The 20011-nt window shown below is 69.4% G+C and carries 20 protein-coding genes, 2 tRNA genes and 2 rRNA genes; 10 read left to right on the forward strand and 14 right to left on the reverse strand.

Annotation, left to right across the window (positions count from 1 at the left end; genetic code table 11):
- Positions 1 to 661: 661 nt before the first annotated feature.
- Positions 662 to 1879, reverse strand: coding sequence for a hypothetical protein (locus VMS22_09480; GenBank protein HXJ34256.1), 1218 nt, complete (start codon positions 1877 to 1879; stop codon positions 662 to 664).
- Between the two features lie 129 nt (positions 1880 to 2008).
- Here VMS22_09480 and VMS22_09485 point away from each other — a divergent pair, with 129 nt between their 5' ends.
- Positions 2009 to 3316, forward strand: coding sequence for an FAD-dependent oxidoreductase (locus tag VMS22_09485; protein ID HXJ34257.1), 1308 nt, complete (start codon positions 2009 to 2011; stop codon positions 3314 to 3316).
- 14 nt (positions 3317 to 3330) lie between these two features.
- Positions 3331 to 4341 (forward strand): glycosyltransferase, encoded by a 1011-nt coding sequence (locus VMS22_09490; protein ID HXJ34258.1) that lies wholly within the window; start codon positions 3331 to 3333, stop codon positions 4339 to 4341.
- 113 nt (positions 4342 to 4454) lie between these two features.
- Here VMS22_09490 and VMS22_09495 read toward each other — a convergent pair whose 3' ends face one another.
- Positions 4455 to 6056, reverse strand: a complete 1602-nt coding sequence (locus VMS22_09495; GenBank protein HXJ34259.1) for an alkaline phosphatase family protein — start codon at positions 6054 to 6056, stop codon at positions 4455 to 4457.
- Between the two features lie 4 nt (positions 6057 to 6060).
- Positions 6061 to 7680 carry an alkaline phosphatase family protein gene (locus tag VMS22_09500; protein HXJ34260.1) on the reverse strand — a complete coding sequence of 540 codons (1620 nt, stop codon included), beginning with the start codon at positions 7678 to 7680 and terminating at the stop codon, positions 6061 to 6063.
- A gap of 91 nt (positions 7681 to 7771) precedes the next feature.
- Between VMS22_09500 and VMS22_09505 the strand changes: the two genes are divergently transcribed.
- From VMS22_09505 to VMS22_09520, 4 genes are read left to right on the forward strand one after another with little or no spacing between them, the layout of a single operon-like run.
- Entirely contained in the window at positions 7772 to 9607 is a 1836-nt protein-coding gene (locus tag VMS22_09505; GenBank protein HXJ34261.1) for a sulfatase, read from the forward strand.
- Positions 9608 to 9661: 54 nt separating this feature from the next.
- The gene (locus VMS22_09510) at positions 9662 to 10588 is read left to right on the forward strand and encodes a glycosyltransferase (GenBank protein ID HXJ34262.1); all 927 of its coding nucleotides are present in this window, start codon (positions 9662 to 9664) and stop codon (positions 10586 to 10588) included.
- A 14-nt stretch (positions 10589 to 10602) separates the two neighbouring features.
- On the forward strand, positions 10603 to 11853 hold the full coding sequence (locus VMS22_09515) for an NAD-dependent epimerase/dehydratase family protein (GenBank protein HXJ34263.1): 1251 nt from the start codon (positions 10603 to 10605) through the stop codon (positions 11851 to 11853).
- Positions 11850 to 12773: an NAD-dependent epimerase/dehydratase family protein gene (locus VMS22_09520; protein ID HXJ34264.1), complete on the forward strand. Its 924-nt coding sequence runs from the start codon at positions 11850 to 11852 to the stop codon at positions 12771 to 12773. Before VMS22_09515 ends, VMS22_09520 begins: the two co-directional genes overlap by 4 nt.
- Here VMS22_09520 and VMS22_09525 read toward each other — a convergent pair.
- The 7 genes from VMS22_09525 to VMS22_09555 form a co-directional block, all read right to left on the reverse strand.
- Positions 12758 to 13858 (reverse strand): deoxyguanosinetriphosphate triphosphohydrolase, encoded by a 1101-nt coding sequence (locus VMS22_09525; GenBank protein HXJ34265.1) that lies wholly within the window; start codon positions 13856 to 13858, stop codon positions 12758 to 12760. The genes VMS22_09520 and VMS22_09525 overlap by 16 nt on opposite strands.
- 66 nt (positions 13859 to 13924) lie before the next feature.
- Positions 13925 to 14389 (reverse strand): 50S ribosomal protein L9, encoded by a 465-nt coding sequence (rplI, locus tag VMS22_09530; GenBank protein ID HXJ34266.1) that lies wholly within the window; start codon positions 14387 to 14389, stop codon positions 13925 to 13927.
- A gap of 15 nt (positions 14390 to 14404) precedes the next feature.
- The gene (gene rpsR / locus VMS22_09535) at positions 14405 to 14680 is read right to left on the reverse strand and encodes a 30S ribosomal protein S18 (GenBank protein ID HXJ34267.1); all 276 of its coding nucleotides are present in this window, start codon (positions 14678 to 14680) and stop codon (positions 14405 to 14407) included.
- Positions 14681 to 15082 (reverse strand): 30S ribosomal protein S6, encoded by a 402-nt coding sequence (gene rpsF, locus VMS22_09540; protein ID HXJ34268.1) that lies wholly within the window; start codon positions 15080 to 15082, stop codon positions 14681 to 14683.
- An 18-nt stretch (positions 15083 to 15100) separates the two neighbouring features.
- Positions 15101 to 15793, reverse strand: coding sequence for a 50S ribosomal protein L25 (locus VMS22_09545; protein HXJ34269.1), 693 nt, complete (start codon positions 15791 to 15793; stop codon positions 15101 to 15103).
- A 10-nt stretch (positions 15794 to 15803) separates the two neighbouring features.
- A complete protein-coding gene (locus VMS22_09550) occupies positions 15804 to 16748 on the reverse strand; it encodes a ribose-phosphate pyrophosphokinase (GenBank protein HXJ34270.1) in 945 nt (314 codons plus the stop codon).
- A 34-nt stretch (positions 16749 to 16782) separates the two neighbouring features.
- Positions 16783 to 16854: transfer RNA gene (locus tag VMS22_09555), tRNA-Gln, on the reverse strand.
- Between the two features lie 168 nt (positions 16855 to 17022).
- Here VMS22_09555 and VMS22_09560 point away from each other — a divergent pair.
- The 3 genes from VMS22_09560 (at position 17023) to VMS22_09570 (ending at position 17848) form a co-directional block, all read left to right on the forward strand.
- Positions 17023 to 17094 (forward strand) — tRNA-Arg (locus VMS22_09560).
- Positions 17095 to 17209: 115 nt separating this feature from the next.
- On the forward strand, positions 17210 to 17392 hold the full coding sequence (locus tag VMS22_09565; GenBank protein HXJ34271.1) for a hypothetical protein: 183 nt from the start codon (positions 17210 to 17212) through the stop codon (positions 17390 to 17392).
- Positions 17393 to 17437: 45 nt separating this feature from the next.
- Positions 17438 to 17848 (forward strand): hypothetical protein, encoded by a 411-nt coding sequence (locus VMS22_09570; protein ID HXJ34272.1) that lies wholly within the window; start codon positions 17438 to 17440, stop codon positions 17846 to 17848.
- On the opposite strand, the gene VMS22_09575 is transcribed toward VMS22_09570, so the two are convergent.
- Both VMS22_09575 and VMS22_09580 read right to left on the reverse strand, forming a co-directional pair.
- On the reverse strand, positions 17845 to 18405 hold the full coding sequence (locus VMS22_09575) for a peptidylprolyl isomerase (protein HXJ34273.1): 561 nt from the start codon (positions 18403 to 18405) through the stop codon (positions 17845 to 17847). The genes VMS22_09570 and VMS22_09575 overlap by 4 nt on opposite strands.
- Before the next feature lie 44 nt (positions 18406 to 18449).
- Positions 18450 to 18734: a hypothetical protein gene (locus VMS22_09580; GenBank protein HXJ34274.1), complete on the reverse strand. Its 285-nt coding sequence runs from the start codon at positions 18732 to 18734 to the stop codon at positions 18450 to 18452.
- Between the two features lie 16 nt (positions 18735 to 18750).
- On the opposite strand from VMS22_09580, the gene VMS22_09585 reads away from it, so the two are divergent.
- Positions 18751 to 19356: a hypothetical protein gene (locus VMS22_09585; protein HXJ34275.1), complete on the forward strand. Its 606-nt coding sequence runs from the start codon at positions 18751 to 18753 to the stop codon at positions 19354 to 19356.
- Between the two features lie 55 nt (positions 19357 to 19411).
- Here the strand turns inward: VMS22_09585 and rrf are convergent.
- Together rrf and VMS22_09595 are read right to left on the reverse strand one after the other, a co-directional pair.
- Positions 19412 to 19527 (reverse strand): 5S ribosomal RNA (gene rrf / locus VMS22_09590).
- A 74-nt stretch (positions 19528 to 19601) separates the two neighbouring features.
- Positions 19602 to 20011, reverse strand: a 23S ribosomal RNA gene (locus VMS22_09595); the annotation flags it as partial.

Genomic DNA, 20011 nt, shown 5'->3' on the forward strand with positions numbered 1-20011 from the left:
GCAGGAGGACCAGAGCGGGGACGAAGATGAGTGGTCGCTGTGCCATGCCGCCATCATAGGCTCGAGCCGCTGGATCGGGCCAGGGAGGAGGGCCGGTCCGCCGTTCTGTGCGCGAGCCCTACGCACCGACAGCGATTCCTTCCCTCGACCATCGGTCAAACGGTTCGCCGGAAAGGTCTCGCCAGCCATCAAGACGCCGAAGCCGAATGTGCCCGCTCCGCAAGAGGCCGAAGAGCAGGAGCAGCACTGCCTCCGCGCTCGGGACCATGGCCTGCGTCTTCGGACGACGGCGAAAGCACGCGCCGGAATCGCACAGATCTCCCATCGTGCAGGGGCTACCGTCGTCGCATGCCGAGCCGTCGGCGGACGCCGTATGACAATCGGGCGAACAGCAGTCTCCGGCCCCGAGCTTGCCGTCGTCGCATGCTCGCCGGGATCGCGCGCGCCATCCCCGCACGCGCGGAGGACGCCATCGGCGGTATTGATGGTGATGACCTGCAGGCGATCCAGTCCCTTCATGCTCAACGTGAGGGGTCCAGGCATCCGGCCACTGTGACCGAAAAGCGGACATCTCTACTTTGGAGGAACCGGACATTCGCACTTGGGCCCCACATGCCAACGTCTGATAAGAGAGGTTATGTGAACCTAGACACGGCCCCATCTACACCAGATCCGCCACGATGTCGGCGACGATCCCGTCGATCGTGGCCGCACATGTCGGAGACACGTGTCGCTTCGCCCTCTTCGTCCCGGCAGCCGCATCCGTTCGGGCGGCGACGACACGCAGGTCGTGTCGCACCTTCTTCACGAGGTGGGCCTGCTTCGCGCCGGATGCGCCGATGGCGCGGCGAAGAAACCCGTCGGCCGCCGCGAGATTCGCGTGGAGCGTGTGCATCAGCGCACGCGGGATTGGATCGGCGCAGAGCGCGGTGTCGAGCGCTGCGTCGAGCTTGCAGCGAGCTCGCACTAGCCCGGCAACGCCGCCGCACGCGGCTCCCGCCGGGAGCGTCGTGGTCGTCCCGCCACCCGGGAGGGTCGTCGTCGTGCCGCCGGCGGCGATCGGGTAGTCTGTGCCGGACGTCGCGGATAACGATGCCCCGGGAACCGGTTGGTGGTTCGCGTCCTGGAGCTCGAGCGACGTGACCTCGATCGTGCCGCCGAAGCTCGTCGCACCGTCGAAGGTCTCGGCGACGGTCGGGTCGAAGGCGATCCCGGCTTCGGACGTCATGATCAGATACACGCCGATCGTCGTCTCGAACAGGATCGGCACCGGGAGCTCCGCAGGGACGTGATCGTAGCTGATCGAGTCGAACCGCAATGGCCCGGTGGTGATCTCGTCGCAGGAGGGCACCGCCCCGGTCGGCGGAACGATCTCGGATTCTGGGCAGGTCACGCCGAGGAGGACGGAGTAGACGCCCGCCCCGCCCATGGTGATGTGGTCCCCCGAATGCGTCGGCCCGATGACGGAGGAGTTCGTGCCCGACACGGCGAGCTTATAGACGAGATAGCCCGGCGTCCCGGCCGGGAGTCCGTGGGGAGTGACGACATCCTGGCTCTCCGCGACCGCGTTGGCGTCGGCGCCCGAGATCGCCGTCGGGAACTGGTTCATCGTGCTGAACGCCGCCGCCGTCCCCATGCCGAGATAGCCGGCGTGAGCCGCCGCCGACGCGAAGCCCACCACGTCGATCCCGTCGCCGAAGCTGTCGCCCGGAATCGATGCCATCGTGGTGCCGGTGGTGGATCGGCTTCCGTACGCCCCGAACCCCCATCGCGCGAGGGTGTACAACTCGGCACGTACGGCGGGTGCGAGGCCGAGCAGCAGCAGGCCCGTCATCGAGCACGCGAGGGCGCGGACGCGGCGCCGGGCATGGCCGGCCATCGGCATATGCATACCCCCGACCACCCCCGATAGTCGAGGAACAATCCCACTTGAGCATCGAGGCCCAGCCGACGGGGCGACGCGAAGGTTTGACAGCCCGGCACCCTGCTCCTATCTCCGTGCGACCACATGAGCACCGTGATCCTCGGCGCCGGAGTGACCGGCCTCGCGGCCGCTGTCGCGTCGGGCGCCCCGGTGTTCGAGGCAACCGAGGACCCGGGCGGAATCTGCTCGTCGTACTACGTCCGGCCCAGTGAATCGCGGCGGCTTCGCGAGCGGCCCGCGGATCGCCGTGCGTACCGGTTCGAGATCGGCGGCGGACACTGGATCTTCGGCGGAGCGCCCACCGTGCTGCGCTACATCGAGTCGATGACACCGCTGCGTCGCTACGAGCGCCGCTCGTCGGTCTACCTCCCGGATTCGAGGCGATATGTTCCGTATCCGTTGCAGAACCACCTGCGAAGCCTCGGGCCGGACGTCGCGGCGCGGGCGCTGGCGGAGATGGCGCAGCCGGCGCGCCCGGTAAGCACGATGCGCGAATGGCTCGAGCAGAGCTTCGGGCGGACGCTGGGCGAGCTCTTCTTCGAGCCCTTCCACGCCCTCTACACCGCCGGCCTCCACGACCGCATCGCGCCGCAGGACGCGTACAAGTCGCCCGTGAACCTGACGCTCGCGGCCCAGGGAGCCCTCCAGGACACGCCTCCCGTCGGCTACAACGCGGGCTTCGCGTACCCGGCGGACGGCCTCGGGACGCTCTGCCGGCGCCTGGCCGACCTGTCGCAGGTCCGCTACGGGAAGCGCGCGGTTCGCATCGATCTGCCCGGGCACGCCGTCCATTTCGCGGACGGGTCGGCGGAGCGGTACACGACGCTCCTCTCGACCCTGCCGCTCAATCATGTCGTGGCGATGAGTGGGCTCCGTCTCGATGCGTCGCCCGATCCGTTCACCTCGGTCCTCGTCTTGAACGTGGGGGCACGGCGCGGTCCCGCCTGCCCCGACGATCACTGGATCTACGTCCCCTCCTCGCGTGCCGGCTTCCACCGCATCGGCTTCTACGACAACGTCGACGCCGACTTCGTTCCGCCGCCCGACCAGGGCGCACGGCGCGTCAGCATCTACGTCGAGCGCGCGTTCGTCGGCACGCTCGACGGCTCGGCGCGACCGAGCGACGAAGCCATGCGACGCTACGGCGACGCGGTCCTTCGCGAACTCGAGGACTGGGGCTTCATCGGCGACGCCGAGGTCGTCGATCCGACCTGGATCGACGTCGCCTACACCTGGTCGTGGCCCGGCTCGCGCTGGGTCGCCGAAGCGACGGCGGCGCTGGCGAAGCACGACGTCCACAGCGTGGGACGCTACGGCCGATGGGTCTTCCAGGGTATCGCCGAGTCGCTCGGCGAGGGCTTCTCGGCCGGCGTGGCGCTCGCGCGCGTCTGATCGGCCGACACGGGATGTTCGCGTGGGGACTCCCCGAGCCGCCGTCCGAGGCCGAGCTCGCGCGTCAGACGCCGCCGATCGCGCCGGTGGCGGGTGGCCTCCCCCGCCCGTTCTGGTCGGTCGTGATCCCCACCTACAACTGCGCCACATATCTCCGGCGCACGCTCGCGAGCGTCCTCGAGCAGGATCGCGGTGCCGACGCGATGCAGATCGCCGTCGTCGACGACTGCTCCACCGCCGACGATCCTGCGGCGGTCGTCGCGGAGCTCGCAGCGGGCCGCGTGACGTTCACCCGCAACGCACAGAACCTCGGGCCGACCGCGACCTTCAACGCCTGCGTCGCGCACGCGACCGGGCGCTGGGTGCACCTGCTGCACGGCGACGACATGGTCCTGCCCGGCTTCTACGCCGAGTGCGAGGCGATCGTCGCCGCGCACCCGGACGTCGTCATGATCCTCGGCCAGGTCGTGACCGTCGACGAGGCCGACCGCTGGACCGACGTCATCGGCCCCGAGCCGCGCCTCGCCGGGACCCGGATCGCCGATTTCCTCCCCCTGCAAGCCATCCAACAGCTCGGGCAGTTCGCCGGCGTCGTCGTGCGACGGGATGCCTACGAGCGCGCCGGCGGCTTCTGCACCGCCTTCGGCCACGTCGCCGACCGCGACATGTGGTTCCGCGTCGGCCGCCTGGGCCCGGTGTGGTGCACGTCCCGCCCGTACGGCGTCTATCGCGTCCACGGCGCCGCCGACACAGGAAAGCACGTCGTGCGCGCCACCAACACCGCCGAGAGCTGGCTCGTGACGCGCGTCCAGCTCGCCCGCCTGGGCGCCGACCCGACCGGCGCAGAGGCGACCCGTTTTCGGAAGTGGCTCGCGCATCGCGCCTATCGGAGCGCGCGCAAGCTCTACGCTCGCGGCGAGCTCGACGGGGCGCGCAACCAGCTCTGGTGGGCCCTGCGCCTCGACGCCAACGCCCGAAGCGTCGGCCTCTGGGCCCGCACGGCAATTCGCCGAGCGCTCGCTTGAATGGGGGCGTTCCCAGCCTGCCGCGCCAGCTTCGCTGGCCGCGGCATGTCGGTCGCGCGTGCCACCGACGCCACACTCTCGCCCCCGACCCAAGACGGAGTCTTGGGTCGGCGTCACTCCATGTAGCCGAGGGACCGCAGGTGCTCGGCGACGTGCGCCTCGTCCTCGGCCGACGCCCACGTGGCGGCCGATCGCGCCTCGGCCTCGACGTCGGTGTAGACGGGCGGCGTCGTCGCGACGAGCTGCGGATCGAGCACGCTCGTGCATACGGGACCGTCCATGCTGCGCGGGATCGGGACGTCGAGCAGATACAGCACCGTGGGTGCGATCGACTCGATCGGGTATTCGTCGTGCCGGCCGAGCGCGCGCACGCTCGCCCCGGCGAACAGGTAGATCCCGGCGGGATCGTGCGTCCCCGTGAAGCCCGCCTCGTCGAAGAATCCGAAGAGCTCGCGGCTGCGCAGGTCGCGGCGGAGACTGTAGTTGAGGACCCCGAAGCCGGGGTTGCAGACGGCCATGACGTCCGGCGCCTCGTCGACGAACGGACCGTGGTACTGGTCCTCGCGCCGCAGGACGCTGCGAAAAACCGGACGTCCCGCGCCGTCGCGCAGCGCGCCCAGGCCGTCGACGATGCGGGTGCGGACGGCTTCGTAGGCGGCGCCGGGCTCGACGCAGCCGAGCGGGTAGCGGCCGCGCAGGTGGACCCAGATCCCCGCGGTCGCGTTGTCGAGCGTCTCGGCCCATGCGGCGGTCGCCGGACGGCGCACCTGGATGTGGTCGAGCGTGTCCCAGCGCCCCCGCCAGGCCTCGGGGAGGCTGCGGATCACCTTTCGCCGCAGTGTCCAGAGACGGTGTTCGGCGAGCAGGCCATGGTCGGCGAGCCAGCGGTTGATGCGCACGCTCTGCGCCGGCTTCGGCACGAACCCATGGTCGGAAGCGAGGATCACGGTCGCATCGGGCCCGGAAGCGTCGATCACCCGTCCGAGCGCCGCATCGAGGCTCGAGTACACCTCCTCCACCGCGCGACGCACGCGCGCGTCGTCGCCGCTGCGCGGCCGATCGTCGAGCTCGTCCCAGAAGTTGTGCTGGACGCGATCGGGCGAATAGAAGACGACGCAGACGACGTCGGTGGGATGCCGAACCATCAGTCGCACGACCGCGTCGGCGCGCCGCTGCGTCATGGTACATAGCGCGGACAGGTACGTCGTCGAGCGCTCCGCGTACGTCGTCATGTTCGCGCGCAGCTGGCGCGGCGCCTTGAGGTCGATCTGATAGCCGTCGAGCTCGGTCGCGATCTCGGCCGGCTCGGTGAAGCGCTCACCGGGCGGCGTCAGCATGCAGCCGACCACGTAGCCGTTCACCGGACGCAGAGGATACGACGGCGGCACGTTGATCACGCCGACGCTCCGCCCGGCCTGGCCCAGATGATCCCACAGCGTCGCCGACCGCAGGTGGGCCGCGTTCGCGATCCCGCCGGGCTCGTAGGCATGCGGCGCCGTGCGCGTGAACGCGTAGATCCCGTGCCCGCCCGGGTTCTTGCCGGTCACGAACGACGACCACGACGGCATCGTGAGCGCCGGGATCGTCGAGCGCAGCGGTCCCCAGGTACCGCGGTCCATCAACGCCGCGAGGCGCGGCATGCGCCCGGCCCGAGCCCAGGGCTCGAGCACCGTCCAGGTGGCGCCGTCGAGACCGATGATGAGGACCTTGGGCACGCCCCTACTCCATGTAGCCGAGGCCCTTCAGGTGCTCGGCGATCTGCGCCTCGGCCTCGGCCGACCCCCACTCTCCGGTCGCCTCGACGCCGGCCGTCTCGACGTCCGTGTACTCGATCGGATGCGCGGCGCGATGGTCGGCGCGCAGGACCGACGCGCACACGGGTCCCTCCATGCTGCGGGGCACCGCGAGCCCGAGCAGGTGGAGCACGGTCGGCGCAATCGACTCGATGGGATACTCGCGATCCCGCCCGTGGGCGTCGATCGCCGGGCCCGCGAATAGATAGAGCCCCTCGGGGTCGTGCGTCCCCGTGTATCCCTCCTCTCGGAACGGCCCGAAGAGCGTCCGCTCGCGCAGATCGCGTCGCAGGCTCTCGTAGACGATGCCGAAGTCCGGCTCGCACTCCGCCACGAGGTCGGGCGCCGCGTCGACGTAGGGTCCCGAGTAGATCTCCTCGCGACGGAAGACGCCGCGGAAGACACGCGCGCCGCCCTCGTCGCGGAGTGCCTCGAGCCCCGTCTTGATCCGATCACGCACGGCCTCGTAGGGCGCACCGGGCGCCACGCAGCCGAGTGGATAGCGGCCGGCCGCGTGCACCCAGATGGCGGCGGTGTTGGTGAAGATCGTGTCGCTCCACGCCTGGGTGCGAGCACGATTCACGAGAATGTGGTCCAGCGTGTCGTAGCGTGCGCGCCAGGTCTTCGGCAGGGCCTTCCGGATCACCTTGCGCCGGAGCGTCCAGAGAGGACGTTGCGCCAGCAGGCCCGCATCGGCGAGCCATCGGTTGATGCGCACCGATCGCCGCGGGCTGTGCGTGAAGCCGTGGTCGGAGAGCAGGACGACGTTCGCTTGCGGCCCGGCCTCGGCGACGAGCGCCCCGATCGCGTCGTCGACCGCGGCGTAGGTGGCGGCGAGTGCAGCGTCGATCTCCTGGTCGGGCTCGGGACGAACCCCCTCTTCCGGTTGGAGCCGGTTCCAGAAGTAGTGCTGCAGGCGATCGGGGGCGTAGAAGACGACACAGAACGCGTCGACGGGATGCGCGCGCATGAGGTGCACGCACGCCGCCGTGCGCCGCTCGGTCTGTCGCCGGAGCGCGGCTGCGTACTCGAGGGCGCGCGTCCGGAAGACGGGGTTCTCGGGGCGGAGGTCGCGCGGCGTCTTCGTGTCGATCACGTAGTCGCCGAGCTCCCCGGTCAGCTCCGGCGGATGGGTGAACGCGACGCCGGGCGGCGTCAGCATGCAGCCCACCATGAATCCGTTCACCGGACGGAGCGGATACGACGGCGGGACGTTGACGACGCCCACGCGCCGTCCGGCCGCACCGATCACGTCCCACAGTGTCGGCCCGTGGAGATCGGCGGCGCTCGCGAGCCCTCGACCGTCGTAGCGATCGGGCGCCAGACGGCGGAACGCGTACACCCCGTGACCGCCCGGATTGCGTCCGGTCATGAACGACGACCACGCCGGCAGCGTCAGCGCGGGGATCGTCGAGCGAAGCGCTCCCCACGCTCCGCGCTCCATCAACGACGCCAGGTGGGGAAGACGCTTCGCCCGCGCCCACGGCTCGAGGAGCCGCCACCCTGCCCCGTCGAGCCCGACCATGAGGACGCTGGGCTTCGTCACGAGAGACGTCGTTTCTATCGTCCGCCCTGCGGCGCGGCAAGGCGGCGCCACGTCACCTTGACTCCTCGCACGGCGCCGACTAGCGAGCCGCATGCTCGGGCGGCGCCTCGCGGCGATACTGATCGCGTGCGCCGCGTGGAGCCCCGCGCTCGCGGCGCCGCCGTCGGTCGTGTTCATCCTGCTCGACACGACGCGCGCCGATCGGCTGGGCGCGTGGGGAAACCCGCGTCCGACGTCGCCCACCCTGGATCGGCTGGCGACCGACGGCGCGCTCTTCGAACGCCACTTTGCGAACTCGCACGCAACGCGCCCCTCGATGCCGCAGCTCATGAGCGGGCGCTACTACCACGTGAACATCCTGGGGTCCTTTCAGACCGACGCGCACCCGCGCGAGATGTCGTTCGCGCGCCCGGACCCGACCGCGACGCTCCTGCCCGCTGCGCTCCGGAGCGCCGGCTACGTGACGGAGGCGGTGAGCGCGCACACATGGGTGGTGGCGGACAGCCCCTTCGGGCGCACCTTCGATCACTTCGAGCTGCTCCCGTTCACCGCCGAGCAGGGCCACGGCGACGCCAAGCCGCTGGTCGACCGCGCCGTCGCGCTCTGGCGCGAGCGGGACCGGAGCCGTCCCCTCTTCCTGTACCTCCACTTCATGGACATGCACATTCCCCGGACGCTGCCGGAGGGAGGTCTGCGGTTCCCGGTTCCGGGCGACGAGGCGCGTCGCTTTCGACCCAACGGCGAGCCCGACTTCGGTCGTGATCGGCGGCGCTGGAACCGCAACGACGCGCGCGACTTCACAGGCCTCGACCGCGCCTACTACACGGCCGTCTACGACACACGCATCCAGTACGCCGACGAGCAGATCGCCCGGCTGGTGGCCGCGATCCGCGCCGACGATCCGGAGCTGCGCGACACGATCATCGTCGTCACCGCCGATCATGGCGAGGAGCTCGCCGAAGACGGCTACATCGAGCACAGCGACACGCTCGCCGACGGCGTGCAGCACGTGCCCTGGATCGTCGCGGGCGGTCGCGTCGCGCGCGGCCAACGCTGCGACACGATGAGCGAGCACGTCGACGTCGTGCCGTCGTTGCTGCGTCTCCTCGACGTGCCCCTGCCGGCGGGCGTCGTCGTCGACGGGCAGGCGCGGCTCGACCCGAGCGGCCGGCTCGCGCGACCGTGCGGCGAGGTCGCGGCGTACTACGCGTGGGAGGAGTACCAGGCCGTCCGGACGCATCACTTCCTGCTCGAGGAGCGAACGCCGGACACCTTCGGCGCGCGCTGCGAGGGCGCCGAACGGCTCTACCACATGGACGGCCCGCGCAGACGGCCCGTCGATGGACCGCACCGGGAGCGGCGCCTGGCGCGCCTTCGCGCGGAGATCCAGGCGCGTCTCGCCGCTCGCGACCGTGCGTATCGCACGAGTCGATACGACGTCCCGACCAGACCGTTCCTGCTGCGCACCGACTTCTGGCAGATGCACAGCCCACCCATCCCGCGTTGCGTGCGAGTCGACGAGGACACTGCGGCGGCAGCGTTCGATCCCGCGGGCTGGCTCTGGACCGGCCGCGGCGTCACCATCTTCGAGGGCGTCTCGACGTCCCCACTCCGGATCTCGCTCGGCGTGCCGGCCGGCGTATACCGCGTGGAGGCCGCCAGCACGCCGATCGGCCCGCGCCCATGGCTCTGGGGCTATGCGCGATGGCGGCGGAAGTCGTTCCTCTCCGAGGAGCCGTCGGAGTTCGTGCCCGTCGGCACGATCGACGCCTCCGCAGGGGTCGCCGAGGTCACGCTCGCCCCCGAGGTCGCGAGCGGTCACCACGTCCTGGGACTCCGGCTCTCCCCACCGGGCACGACCGCCGCACCGGCCGCGGTCGACCAGGGTCAACGCGAGCGCCTGAAGGCCCTCGGCTACGTCCAGTAGCGCCCCGCACCAATTTGCACCGTAGCCCGGTTCTTCGTATGGAGGCCGGCAACAATGGGGGGGGCTGGGAGCGAAGGGCCTGCCATTTCGGTCGTCGTTCCCACCTACAATCGCGCCGCCTTCCTGCCGGCCATGCTGGAGAGCGTGTTCGCGCAGCGCGACTGCCCGCCATTCGAGGTCGTGCTGGTCGACGACGCGTCGACCGACGACACCGCCGGGGTCGTCGCGTCGACGGGTCATCCGGTGACCCTCGTCCGACTGGAGAAGAACGGCGGGGTCGCGCGGGCGCGGCAGGTCGGCGTCGAGCGATCGCGCGGCGCGCTGCTCGCCTTCCATGATTCCGACGACGTCATGCTTCCGGGCCGCCTGGGTGAGCTGGCCGCCTATCTCGAGGGTCATCCCGAGCTGGGCGCCGTCTTCTCCAACGGCGTCATCGAGACCGCGGACGGCCGAAGCGTGGGAACGGTCGTGCCGGAGGCGCAGGCGGTTCACCTCGACGGGCGCCGCATCGGGATCCGCGACATCCTGCGTGACGGCCTGCCGGTCTATCTCCAGACGGCCCTCATCCGGCGCTCCGCGTTCGACCGTGCCGGCGACATCGACGCGAGCCTCAAGCGCCACGCGGACCTCGATCTCGCCTGCCGGGTGTCCCTCACGACGCCCGTCGCCTTCGTCGATCGACCGGCCTTCCGCTATCGCCTGCACGGCGCGAATCAGACGCTCGATCGCATGCGGCTGCGCGAGGGGCTCGCCGAGGTGATGGGACGGCTGCGGAAGCGCCACCCGGAGGCCGTCGAGCTCTGCGGGGCCGACTGGTATCGCTGGCGCGAAGCGCGACACCTGCGCCGGATCGCCCTGCAGCGGCTGCGCGAGGCGCGTGTCCTCACCGCCGCCTCGATCTTCGCCCGCTCGCTCGCGATCGGCGTGAGGCGACCGCCGCCGGCGACGGGTCTGCGGGCCGAGCACGGCCGCGAAGCCTAGAGGGAGACGAGATCATGCGCGTGCTCGTACTTGGGGGTGACGGTTACTGCGGCTGGCCGACCGCCTTGCACCTCGCCACCCGCGGCCACGAGGTCGCGATCCTCGACAACTTCGTGCGCCGCCTGTGGGACCACGAGCTCGGGTGCGAGACGCTGACCCCGATCCGGCCTCTTCAGGACCGCGTGGCGATCTGGCGCGAGCTCACCGGACAAACGATCCGCGCGTTCGTCGCCGACATGATGAACTACGAGGCGGTCGCGACGGCGATCGAGACGACCGCGCCCGACGCCGTCGTCCACTTCGCGGAGCAGCGCGCCGCGCCCTACTCGATGATCGACCGCGAGCACGCCGTCTTCACGCAGGTGAACAACGTGGTGGGGACTCTGAACCTCCTCTTCGCGCTGAAGGAGCTCCGTCCCCAGTGCCACCTCGTGAAGCTCGGGACCATGGGCGAGTACGGCACGCCCAACATCGACATCGAGGAGGGCTTCATCGAGATCCACCACAAGGGGCGGAGCGACGTTCTCCCCTTCCCGAAGCAGCCGGGCTCCTTCTACCACCTCTCGAAGGTCCACGATTCGCACAACATCATGTTCTGCTGCCGGGTCTGGGGCCTGCGCGCGACCGATCTCAACCAGGGCGTCGTCTACGGGACCGTCACGCCCGAGATCAGCCGGCATCCGGGTCTCATCAACCGCTTCGACTACGACGACGTCTTCGGCACGGCGCTCAACCGCTTCTGCCTGCAGGCGGCCATCGGCCACCCGCTCACGGTCTACGGGCGCGGGGGACAGACGCGGGGCTTCCTCGACATCCGCGACACCGTGCGCTGCATCGAGCTCGCGATCGAGCACCCGCCGGGACCGGGCGAGTTCCGCGTATTCAACCAGTTCACCGAGCAGTTCTCCGTGGGCGAGCTCGCCGAGAAGGTGGCGCAGGCCGGCACGAAGCTCGACCTGGACGTCCGCGTGACGCACCTGCCGAACCCGCGCGTCGAGCGCGAGGAGCACTACTACAACGCCGCCCACACGCGCCTGCTCGACCTGGGGCTCGAGCCCCACTACCTCTCGGACTCCCTCCTCGACTCGCTGCTCAACATCGCCATCCGCTACCGCGATCGTGTCCGCGAGGACGCGATCCTGCCCCGGGTCGACTGGCGCGAGACGCACAACCGCCACGATCCGACGGCGTTCGCCGCCGGCCCGATGGACACGCGTCCGGCGCCGAGCGTCATCAGCCCGCCTGCCGCCGTCGTCTTCAAGTGACCTGGCTCGTCACGGGGGGTGCCGGATTCATCGGCGTCAACCTGCTGCGGCGGCTGCACGCCGAGGCAGTGCGCGTCCGCGTGCTCGACGACTTCTCGACGGGCCGTCGCGAGGATTTGGACACCCTCGGCGCCGAGCTCATCGAGGGCGACATCCGCGACGGCGACACCGTGACGCGCGCCCTCGCCGGCGTCGAGGTGGTCGTCCACCTGGCCGCCCACACGCGCGTGATCGAGTCGATCGAAGATCCCGTCGGCAGCTTCGACGTGAACGCGCGTGGCACGCTCACCGTGCTCGAGGCCGCGCGCCGGAGCGGAGCCGTGCGCCGGGTGGTGTTCGCGTCCACCGGTGGGGCGATTCTCGGCGACGCCGTGCCGCCCGTCCACGAGGACATGCCGGCGCGCCCCCTGGCCCCGTACGGGGCGAGCAAGCTCGCCGGTGAGGGCTACTGCTCGGCGTACTTCGGTTCCTACGGTCTTCCGACGGTCGCGCTCCGGTTCTCGAACGTCTACGGGCCCTGGTCGTATCAGAAGGGAAGCGTGGTGGCGGCGTTCTTCCGGCGCATCCTCGCCGGCGAGCCGCTCGTCATCTACGGCGACGGCGGGCAGACGCGCGACTTCCTGTTCGTGGGCGATCTCTGCGAGGCGATCGTCGTCGCCACCCGGCGCGACGTCGGAGGACGGGTCTTCCACATCGCCGCCGGCGTCGAGACGCCGATCGGAGAGCTCGCTGAGCGCATGCTCCGCGTCACCGGTGCCGGCGTCGCGGTCGAGCACCGGCCCGCCCGGGCCGGCGAGGTGCGGCGCAACTGCGCGCGCATCGACCGTGCTCGCGCGCTGCTCGGCTTCGCGCCCGCCACGCCGCTCGACTCGGGCCTTCGCGCGACGTGGGACTGGTTTCGCATTCAGACCCGTTCGTAGGGATCGAAGAGCTTCTTGTACTCCTCGAGCGCGAAACGATCGGTCATTCCCGCGATGTAGTCCGCGATCACGCGCGGCATGCTCTCGCCCTCGCTCTGCGTGCGCTGCGTCACGTGTGGCGGCAGCTGCTTCGGCTCCTGCATGTAGACCTCGAAGAGCGCGCTCATGATGCGGTCGGCCTTCTGGGTCATGCGGTTCACGCGGTGGTGATGATAGAGGCGGTCGTACAGGAACCCCTTCAGCGCGCGATGTCGCTCGCCCATGGCGGGCGAGAACTCGACCAGGCGCGGCTTCACGCGCCGGACCTTCTCGAGCGAATCGATGGCCTCCCGGGTGAGGCGAGCCTCGAGCGTCGACGCGAGATCCGTCACCATCCAGTCGATCAGGCGGCGGACGGCCTGATAGCGGACGACCCGCGCCGCAGCGCCTGGGGCGGCGCGTGAGGCGTCGTTCCATGCCTCGCTCCAGATCGGGACGGTGAGCAGCTCGTCGGGGTCGAGCATGCCCGACTGCAGTCCGTCGTCGACGTCGTGCGCGGTGTAGGCGACCTCGTCGGCGAAGTCGACGATCTGCGCCTCCAGGCACGGGGCCAGGTCCGCGCCGAACTCGGCCACCTGCGGGCGATCGTAGCGCGTCGAGTGCTTGACGATGCCTTCGCGCACTTCCCACGAGAGGTTGAGGCCGTGGAAATTCGGATAGCGGTCCTCGAGCACGTCCACGATGCGGAGGCTCTGCGCATTGTGCTCGAAGCCACCGTACGGCTCCATCAACCGGTCGAGCGTGCGCTCGCCGGCGTGGCCGAACGGCGTGTGGCCGAGGTCGTGGGCGAGGGCGACCGCCTCGGCCAGGTCCTCGTTGAGCGCGAGCATGCGCGCGAGCGTCCGCGTCACCTGCGCGGCTTCGACCGTGTGCGTGAGCCGCGTCCGGTAGTAGTCGCCTTCGTGGTTGACGAAGACCTGCGTCTTGTACTCGAGCCGGCGGAAAGCCGTGGAGTGGATGATCCGATCGCGGTCGCGCGCGAAGACCGGCCGGAACGGATGCTCGGGCTCGGGATGCCGGCGGCCGCGCGAGAGGCGGCTGGGCATCGCGTAGGGCGCGAGGCCTGCCGCTTCCCGCGCCTCGAAGGCCTGCCGACCCGGCGTCACCCCACGCTAGGCCGCGTCGCCGTCGGCTTCCACCGTGACGTGGATGGTCGCCTTCACGTTGCGGCCCACCTGCACCACGACCGGGAACGTGCCGAGCTGCTTGATGGGCTCCTCGAGCAGGATGCGCCGCCGCTCGACCTGGTGGCCCTTCGCGGCCAGCAGCCGCTCGATGTCGAGGTTCGTGACCGATCCGAAGAGGCGCCCCTCTTCTCCCCCGGCGCGCGCCTTGACGGTGAGCGTGAGCCCTTCGAGCTTCCCCGCGACGCCCTCGGCCGTCTTGCGCTCGCGCTCGGCTTTGGCGCCGATGACTCGTTTGTGGTGCTCGAGCTCGGCGAGGTTCTTTCGATTCGCCTCGACGGCGAGCCCCCGCGGAAAGAGATAGTTGCGCGCGTACCCGGGCTTCACCCGGACGACGGCGCCTATCGCTCCGAGGTTCGGAACGTCCTCGCGCAGAATCACTTCGACGGCCATGATCCGGGCTCTCCTTTACGGGTACACGCTGGTGTAGGGCAGCAGCGCCACCGTGCGCGCCTGCTTGATGGCCACCGTGAGGCGCCGCTGGTGGCGGGCGCAGTTGCCGGTGATGCGGGCCGGGATCAGCTTGCCGCGCTCGCTGAGGAACGTCCCCAGCATGCGCGCGTCTTTGTAGTCGATGAGCATGGCCTTGTCGGCGCAGAAGCGGCACACCTTGCGGCGGCCCAGGCCACGCCGACGGGCCGGCCGTGCCGGTCCTCGTTCGCGATCGCGCTCCCGTTCGCGCATCTACGCGCCCTCCCCGTCGCCGGCGCCCTCGGCCTCGAGTCCGCCCTCGTCCATCTCGGGCTCCTCGGGCTCGGCGCCGCGGGCCGGCCGGAAGGCCGCGGGCGGGGCATCCTCGTCCTGACGCACCGAGATGAAGCGCAGGACGGGATCCATGAGCTTCACGTTGCGCTCGATCTCGCGCAGCCCGTCGACGCTGGCGCGATACTCGAACAGGACGTAGATCGCGCGGCGTTGCTTGTGGATGGGGTAGGCCAGCTCGCGTGTGCCCCACTCGAGCACCTGGCTCACCGTGCCCTTCTGGTCCTCGATCAGGGTCCGGATGCGGGCGGCGAGGTCCTTGGCGCCGGGTTCCCCCAGCTCGGGATTCACGAGGACGAGCGTCTCATAGCGGCGGTCCGCCATGCATGGTCTCCTTTGGCGTTATCCTTCGGTCTTCTTGGGTGGCGTGCCACCGGCTTCCGGCGCCGGGGCTGCGGGCGCAGCTCCCTCGGCGGTCGGCGCCACGGCGGCTGCCTCGGGCGCGGCCTCGACGGGCTTCTCTTCGATCGTGGGCGGCAGCACGGTCACGACCGTCTGCGCCTGGTCGCCGATCGGCGTCACGCCCTCCGGCAGAGTGATCTCCGAGAGGTGGATGGCGTCGTGGATGTCGAGCGCCGAGACGTCGACTTCGATGAACTCGGGAATCTCGGTCGGCAGGCACTCGACGTGCACCTCGCGGAGAATCGGCTGCAGGATGCCGCCGTTGACCACGCCCGCGGGCTTGCCGACGAAGTGCAGCGGCACCGAGACTTCGAGGCGCTCCGTGAGATCGACCTCGTAGAAATCCGCATGGAGCACGGCGCCGCTCACCGGATGGAGCTGCATCTCACGCACCAGCACCATGCGCTCGTGGAGATCCGGATCCGCGCCGCCGGCGTGCAGCAGGCGGATCAAGTGCGACCCTTCGAGGTGGGCGATCTTCCGTTCGAATTCCTCGGCGCTCACGGTGATGGACGTGGTGGTGCGCTTGGGGCCGTAGAGGATCGCCGGGACGCGCCCACCCGCGCGGCTCCGCCGCGATGGTCCCTTGCCCTGCCCGGAGCGCCGCTCGATCGTGACTTCTACCGTCTCCATGCCTCGTTCCTCACACGAATAGGGAGCTGATCGATGCTTCGTCGTGTATGCGCCGGATGGCTTCGCCCAAGAGGGGTGCCACCGGGAGCACGTGGATCTTTGCGACCCGGCGCGCGGCTTCCGAGAGCGGGATGGTGTCGGTCACCACGAGCTCGTCGATGCCGGACGCCTCGATGCGGGCGATCGCAGGTCCGGAGAGGACGGCGTGCGTCGCACACGCGAGGACCGCGGGCGCGCCCGCGCGCCGCACCGCCTCGGCCGCCGCGCAGAGCGTCCCGGCGGTGTCGACCATGTCGTCGACGAGTACCGCCGCGCGTGCGTCGACGTCGCCGATGATTTGCATGTCGGCCACCACTCCGGGCCGCGACCGTCGCTTGTCGATGACTGCCAGGTTGGCGTCGAGGCGCTTCGCGAAGGCGCGTGCGCGCTCCACGCCGCCCGCGTCGGGTGACACCACCGTCACGTGGCGGTCGCCGAGCCGCTCCCGAAGGTACTGGAGCAGGACCGGATTCGCGTAGACGTTGTCGACGGGGATGTTGAAGAAGCCCTGGATCTGACCCGCATGCAGGTCGACCGTGAGGACGCGCGATGCGCCGGCGGTGGTAATGAGATCGGCCACGAGCTTCGCGCTGATCGGGACCCGCGGCGCGACCTTCCGGTCCTGCCGGCCGTAGCCGTAGTACGGGATGACCGCCGTCAGTCGCTTTGCCGAGGCTCGCTTGAAGGCGTCGAGCATCAACAGGAGCTCCATCAGGTTGTCGTTGGTCGGGGTGCACGTCGATTGGATCACGAAGACATCGCCGCCGCGGACGTTTTCCGTGATCTCGACCAGCACCTCGCCGTCGCTGAACCGACCAACCTCCGCTTGTCCCAACGGAACGCCGACCGCGTCACTGATCGCTCGCGCCAGTGCCGGATTCGATGTTCCTGCGAAAAGTTTGATCTCGTCTTTCACTCGTGCACGCCGTCGGGGGTCTCGCGTCGCGGCGCTGGGCGGGAAGGACTCGAACCTTCGGTGCCGGATCCAAAGTCCGGTGCCTTACCAACTTGGCGACCGCCCAATGCAGCTGCGCCCGCCGTGCCGCGAAGCGACGGATGCTAGATTTCGGGCCCCGGGAAGTCAACCCGATTCGCCGGATCATGCTCCCGAAATCGCTGCGAAGATGATCACATTCGCGAGTTGGTGGACGGCGTCCGACGCTTGTGATACCCGCCGGACCCGCTCGCCCGCCCTCGTGGTGAAATGGATATCACACAGGCCTCCGGAGCCTGGGGTAGAGGTTCGATTCCTCTCGGGGGCACTTCGAGCCTCCAAAAGTGATCGCGCGCTTGATCTCACGGGACCCTTTGGTCTAATTCGGGAGCCTTGGAGCGACTTTAACCTGGCCGGGGCCGGCTTGGCGTGAGGAGTGGCTGATGGAACTTCCCAAGTGCCAGAAGTGCAAATCGGGGATTCTGATTCCGCTCTCGGACTACGGTCAAGAAGGGGCTGCGGTCATTTTCAAGGCGTGGGCGTGTACGGACCCCGAATGTGGGTTTTCCCTGCGCGTCGATAAGGGCGAAGTCAGCTACGGAAAGCGGATCGAGCAGAAGCGTTGAGACACATGGGGCCGGACCCGTCCGGCACGAACTGGAGGCGGCTCTATGACGCGGCACCGAACCAACCTTCCGCTGCTGGCGGCCCTGCTCCTCGGGGTCGTCACGATCGCGTCCCGGGCCCATGCCGCGCCGTACGACGAGCGGTCCACGGCGGAGAAGGCCGGCTTCACGACGGCCGCCGCCATCATGAACGTCATTCCGATCACGGCCACTTTCGTCGCACCCAGGTGCCTGCCCGGATACGTCTTCTGCAAGATCGCGTTCGCCGGGATCAGCGTCGTCGGAGCCGCCGAGCACGTCTTCCTCGCGGGACCCGTCGACGACGGCCAGGTCGAGTCGATCCTCTACAAGGGCTTCGCCGGCGACTGGTACGTCACCGGACGCAACGTCGCAGGGGACGTCAATGCCGAGCCGCTGCCGAACGCACCGACGCCCGCAGCCGCTCCGGCACCCTAGCCGCCGACGACCTGGACCGACTGGATCACGACCGGCGTCGTCGGAACGTCGCGGTGCATGCCGCGCGCGCCCGTTTTGCCCTGCTCGATCTTCTTCACCACGTCCATCCCTTCGATCACCTTCCCGAACACGGCATAGCCCACGCCGTCCTGGGCGCGATCGCGGTTCAGGAAGTCGTTGTTTCGCACGTTGATGAAGAACTGGGCCGTCGCGCTGTCGGGGTCGGACGTCCGCGCCATCGCGAGCGTTCCCGCCTCGTTCTTCAGGCCGTTGGTCGATTCGTTCTTGATCGGGGGGCGCTCGCCCTCGTGCTTCTCGCGCATCTGCGCGTCGAATCCACCACCCTGGATCATGAAATTCGGGATGACACGATGGAAGATGGTGCCGTCGTAGTAGCCGGCACGCGCGTAGTCGAGGAAGTTCTTGACGGTCATGGGCGCCTTCTCCTCGAAGAGCTCGACCTTGATGTCTCCCAGGCTCGTCGAAATCACTACCACGGCATTCCCCTTTCCCTCGTCGCTCCCACAGGCCACGAGAAAGAACCCGACGGCAAGCATCGTCGCGCCCAGCCTGGCGCGCAAGCGCGGGCGTCGGAGCATTCCTAGTGACCTTGGTGACCCTGGTGCCCCTCGTGTCCGCCCGGCATCGGCAGGACCACCGCGGGCGCGGCGCGAACGAGGTCGCCCCGGATCTGCACGCAGTGCCACCCGTAGAGGACGACGGATCGCCATGTCCATTCCACCTCCGCGTTCACGATGGCATCCCCCTCCGGATCCTGGGCCAGGAGCCGGCGCACACAGGTGCCCAGAAGGTCACCCGCGCCCAGACCGAGTCCGGCACCGATCGACCCGCTGCACACGCGGGCGGTGGCTCCAGGACGGAGCATCTTGAATCCCTCGGTGGTGGAGACCATGCTCACTTTCGGCAGTGCGCCGCGCGAGACGGTGCAGCCGACCGTGCAGGCCGCGACCACCACAAGAACACCCATCCAGCGTGCGACGCCCACCTCTCGCCGCCTCGGCGTCGCGTCGTTCGTTGGCGTCGCCCTGCTCTTCATCGCTCTCGCCCCGAGCTGCTCGTCGCCGCCCGCAGCCCTCCGCGCGGACGTAGAAGCCTACCTCCGCCGTGTCAACGACTGGGCGCCCACGGAGGCGGAGACGGCGCGCACCATCGATCGGATCCTCGCCACCCAATTCGTGGACGAGGCCGAGGTGCGCCGCCAGGTCACGGCCGATGCCCCCCGCGCAAAGCAGCAGGTCGAGCGGCTGAGCGCCTATCAGCCCCGGACACCTGACGTCCGCGACATCCATCAACGCTACGTCGAGGCCTGGCGGGACCTGGTGACCGGGTACGCGAACATCGAGGCCGGGATCGACGCCGGCGACGCCGCGAAGCTCTCCGCCGGGCGCCGGGCGCTCGAGCACTGGCGATCGGCCGTGGTCGAAACCGCGTCGAGCCTCCGCGATTTGCTCCAGCGCACCGGGGCGACTCTCCCGACCCAACGCTAGCTCCCGCAAACGACAGCGGCCCGGCGGGACATCCCACCGGGCCGCGCCCGTATTGATCCGGCGGCGTCCTACTCTCCCACACGGCGACCGTGCAGTACCATCGGCGCAGGAGGGCTTAACGGCCGTGTTCGAGATGGGAACGGGTGTATCCCCTCCGCCATCGCCACCGGAAACCGAAGTCGATCACAATCTGGACGGGAACGGAGAGCAAGCACGTGGTAGCTCGACCTGCGGATGGGAATCCTATGGTCAAGCCGCACGGCCATTTAGTACCGGTTAGCTTCACGCCTTACGGCGCTTCCACACCCGGCCTATCAACCTCGTCGTCTTCGAGGGGCCTTTAGGGACCTCGCGGTCCAGGGATGCCTTATCTCGGGGTGGGCTTCCCGCTTATATGCTTTCAGCGGTTATCCCGTCCGCACATAGCTACCCGGCGATGCAGCTGGCGCCACAACCGGATCACTAGCGGTGCGTCCATCCCGGTCCTCTCGTACTAAGGACAGCTCCCCTCAAGCATCCTACGCCCACGGCGGATAGGGACCGAACTGTCTCACGACGTTCTGAACCCAGCTCGCGTGCCACTTTAATCGGCGAACAGCCGAACCCTTGGGACCTGCTCCAGCCCCAGGATGTGACGAGCCGACATCGAGGTGCC

It is taken from the genome of Candidatus Eisenbacteria bacterium, from assembly GCA_035577985.1.
Classification (GTDB): Bacteria; Desulfobacterota; Binatia; order DP-6; family DP-6; genus DATJZY01.

Coding starts and splice junctions, on each gene's coding strand:
- VMS22_09480 (HXJ34256.1), bottom strand. CDS start 1,879: ATGGCCGGCCATGCCCGGCGCCGCGTCCGCGCCCTCGCGTGCTCGATG.
- VMS22_09485 (HXJ34257.1), top strand. CDS start 2,009: ATGAGCACCGTGATCCTCGGCGCCGGAGTGACCGGCCTCGCGGCCGCT.
- VMS22_09490 (HXJ34258.1), top strand. CDS start 3,331: ATGTTCGCGTGGGGACTCCCCGAGCCGCCGTCCGAGGCCGAGCTCGCG.
- VMS22_09505 (HXJ34261.1), top strand. CDS start 7,772: ATGCTCGGGCGGCGCCTCGCGGCGATACTGATCGCGTGCGCCGCGTGG.
- VMS22_09510 (HXJ34262.1), top strand. CDS start 9,662: ATGGGGGGGGCTGGGAGCGAAGGGCCTGCCATTTCGGTCGTCGTTCCC.
- VMS22_09515 (HXJ34263.1), top strand. CDS start 10,603: ATGCGCGTGCTCGTACTTGGGGGTGACGGTTACTGCGGCTGGCCGACC.
- VMS22_09525 (HXJ34265.1), bottom strand. CDS start 13,858: ATGCCCAGCCGCCTCTCGCGCGGCCGCCGGCATCCCGAGCCCGAGCAT.
- rplI (HXJ34266.1), bottom strand. CDS start 14,389: ATGGCCGTCGAAGTGATTCTGCGCGAGGACGTTCCGAACCTCGGAGCG.
- rpsR (HXJ34267.1), bottom strand. CDS start 14,680: ATGCGCGAACGGGAGCGCGATCGCGAACGAGGACCGGCACGGCCGGCC.
- rpsF (HXJ34268.1), bottom strand. CDS start 15,082: ATGGCGGACCGCCGCTATGAGACGCTCGTCCTCGTGAATCCCGAGCTG.
- VMS22_09545 (HXJ34269.1), bottom strand. CDS start 15,793: ATGGAGACGGTAGAAGTCACGATCGAGCGGCGCTCCGGGCAGGGCAAG.
- VMS22_09565 (HXJ34271.1), top strand. CDS start 17,210: ATGGAACTTCCCAAGTGCCAGAAGTGCAAATCGGGGATTCTGATTCCG.
- VMS22_09570 (HXJ34272.1), top strand. CDS start 17,438: ATGACGCGGCACCGAACCAACCTTCCGCTGCTGGCGGCCCTGCTCCTC.
- VMS22_09575 (HXJ34273.1), bottom strand. CDS start 18,405: ATGCTTGCCGTCGGGTTCTTTCTCGTGGCCTGTGGGAGCGACGAGGGA.
- VMS22_09580 (HXJ34274.1), bottom strand. CDS start 18,734: ATGCTCCGTCCTGGAGCCACCGCCCGCGTGTGCAGCGGGTCGATCGGT.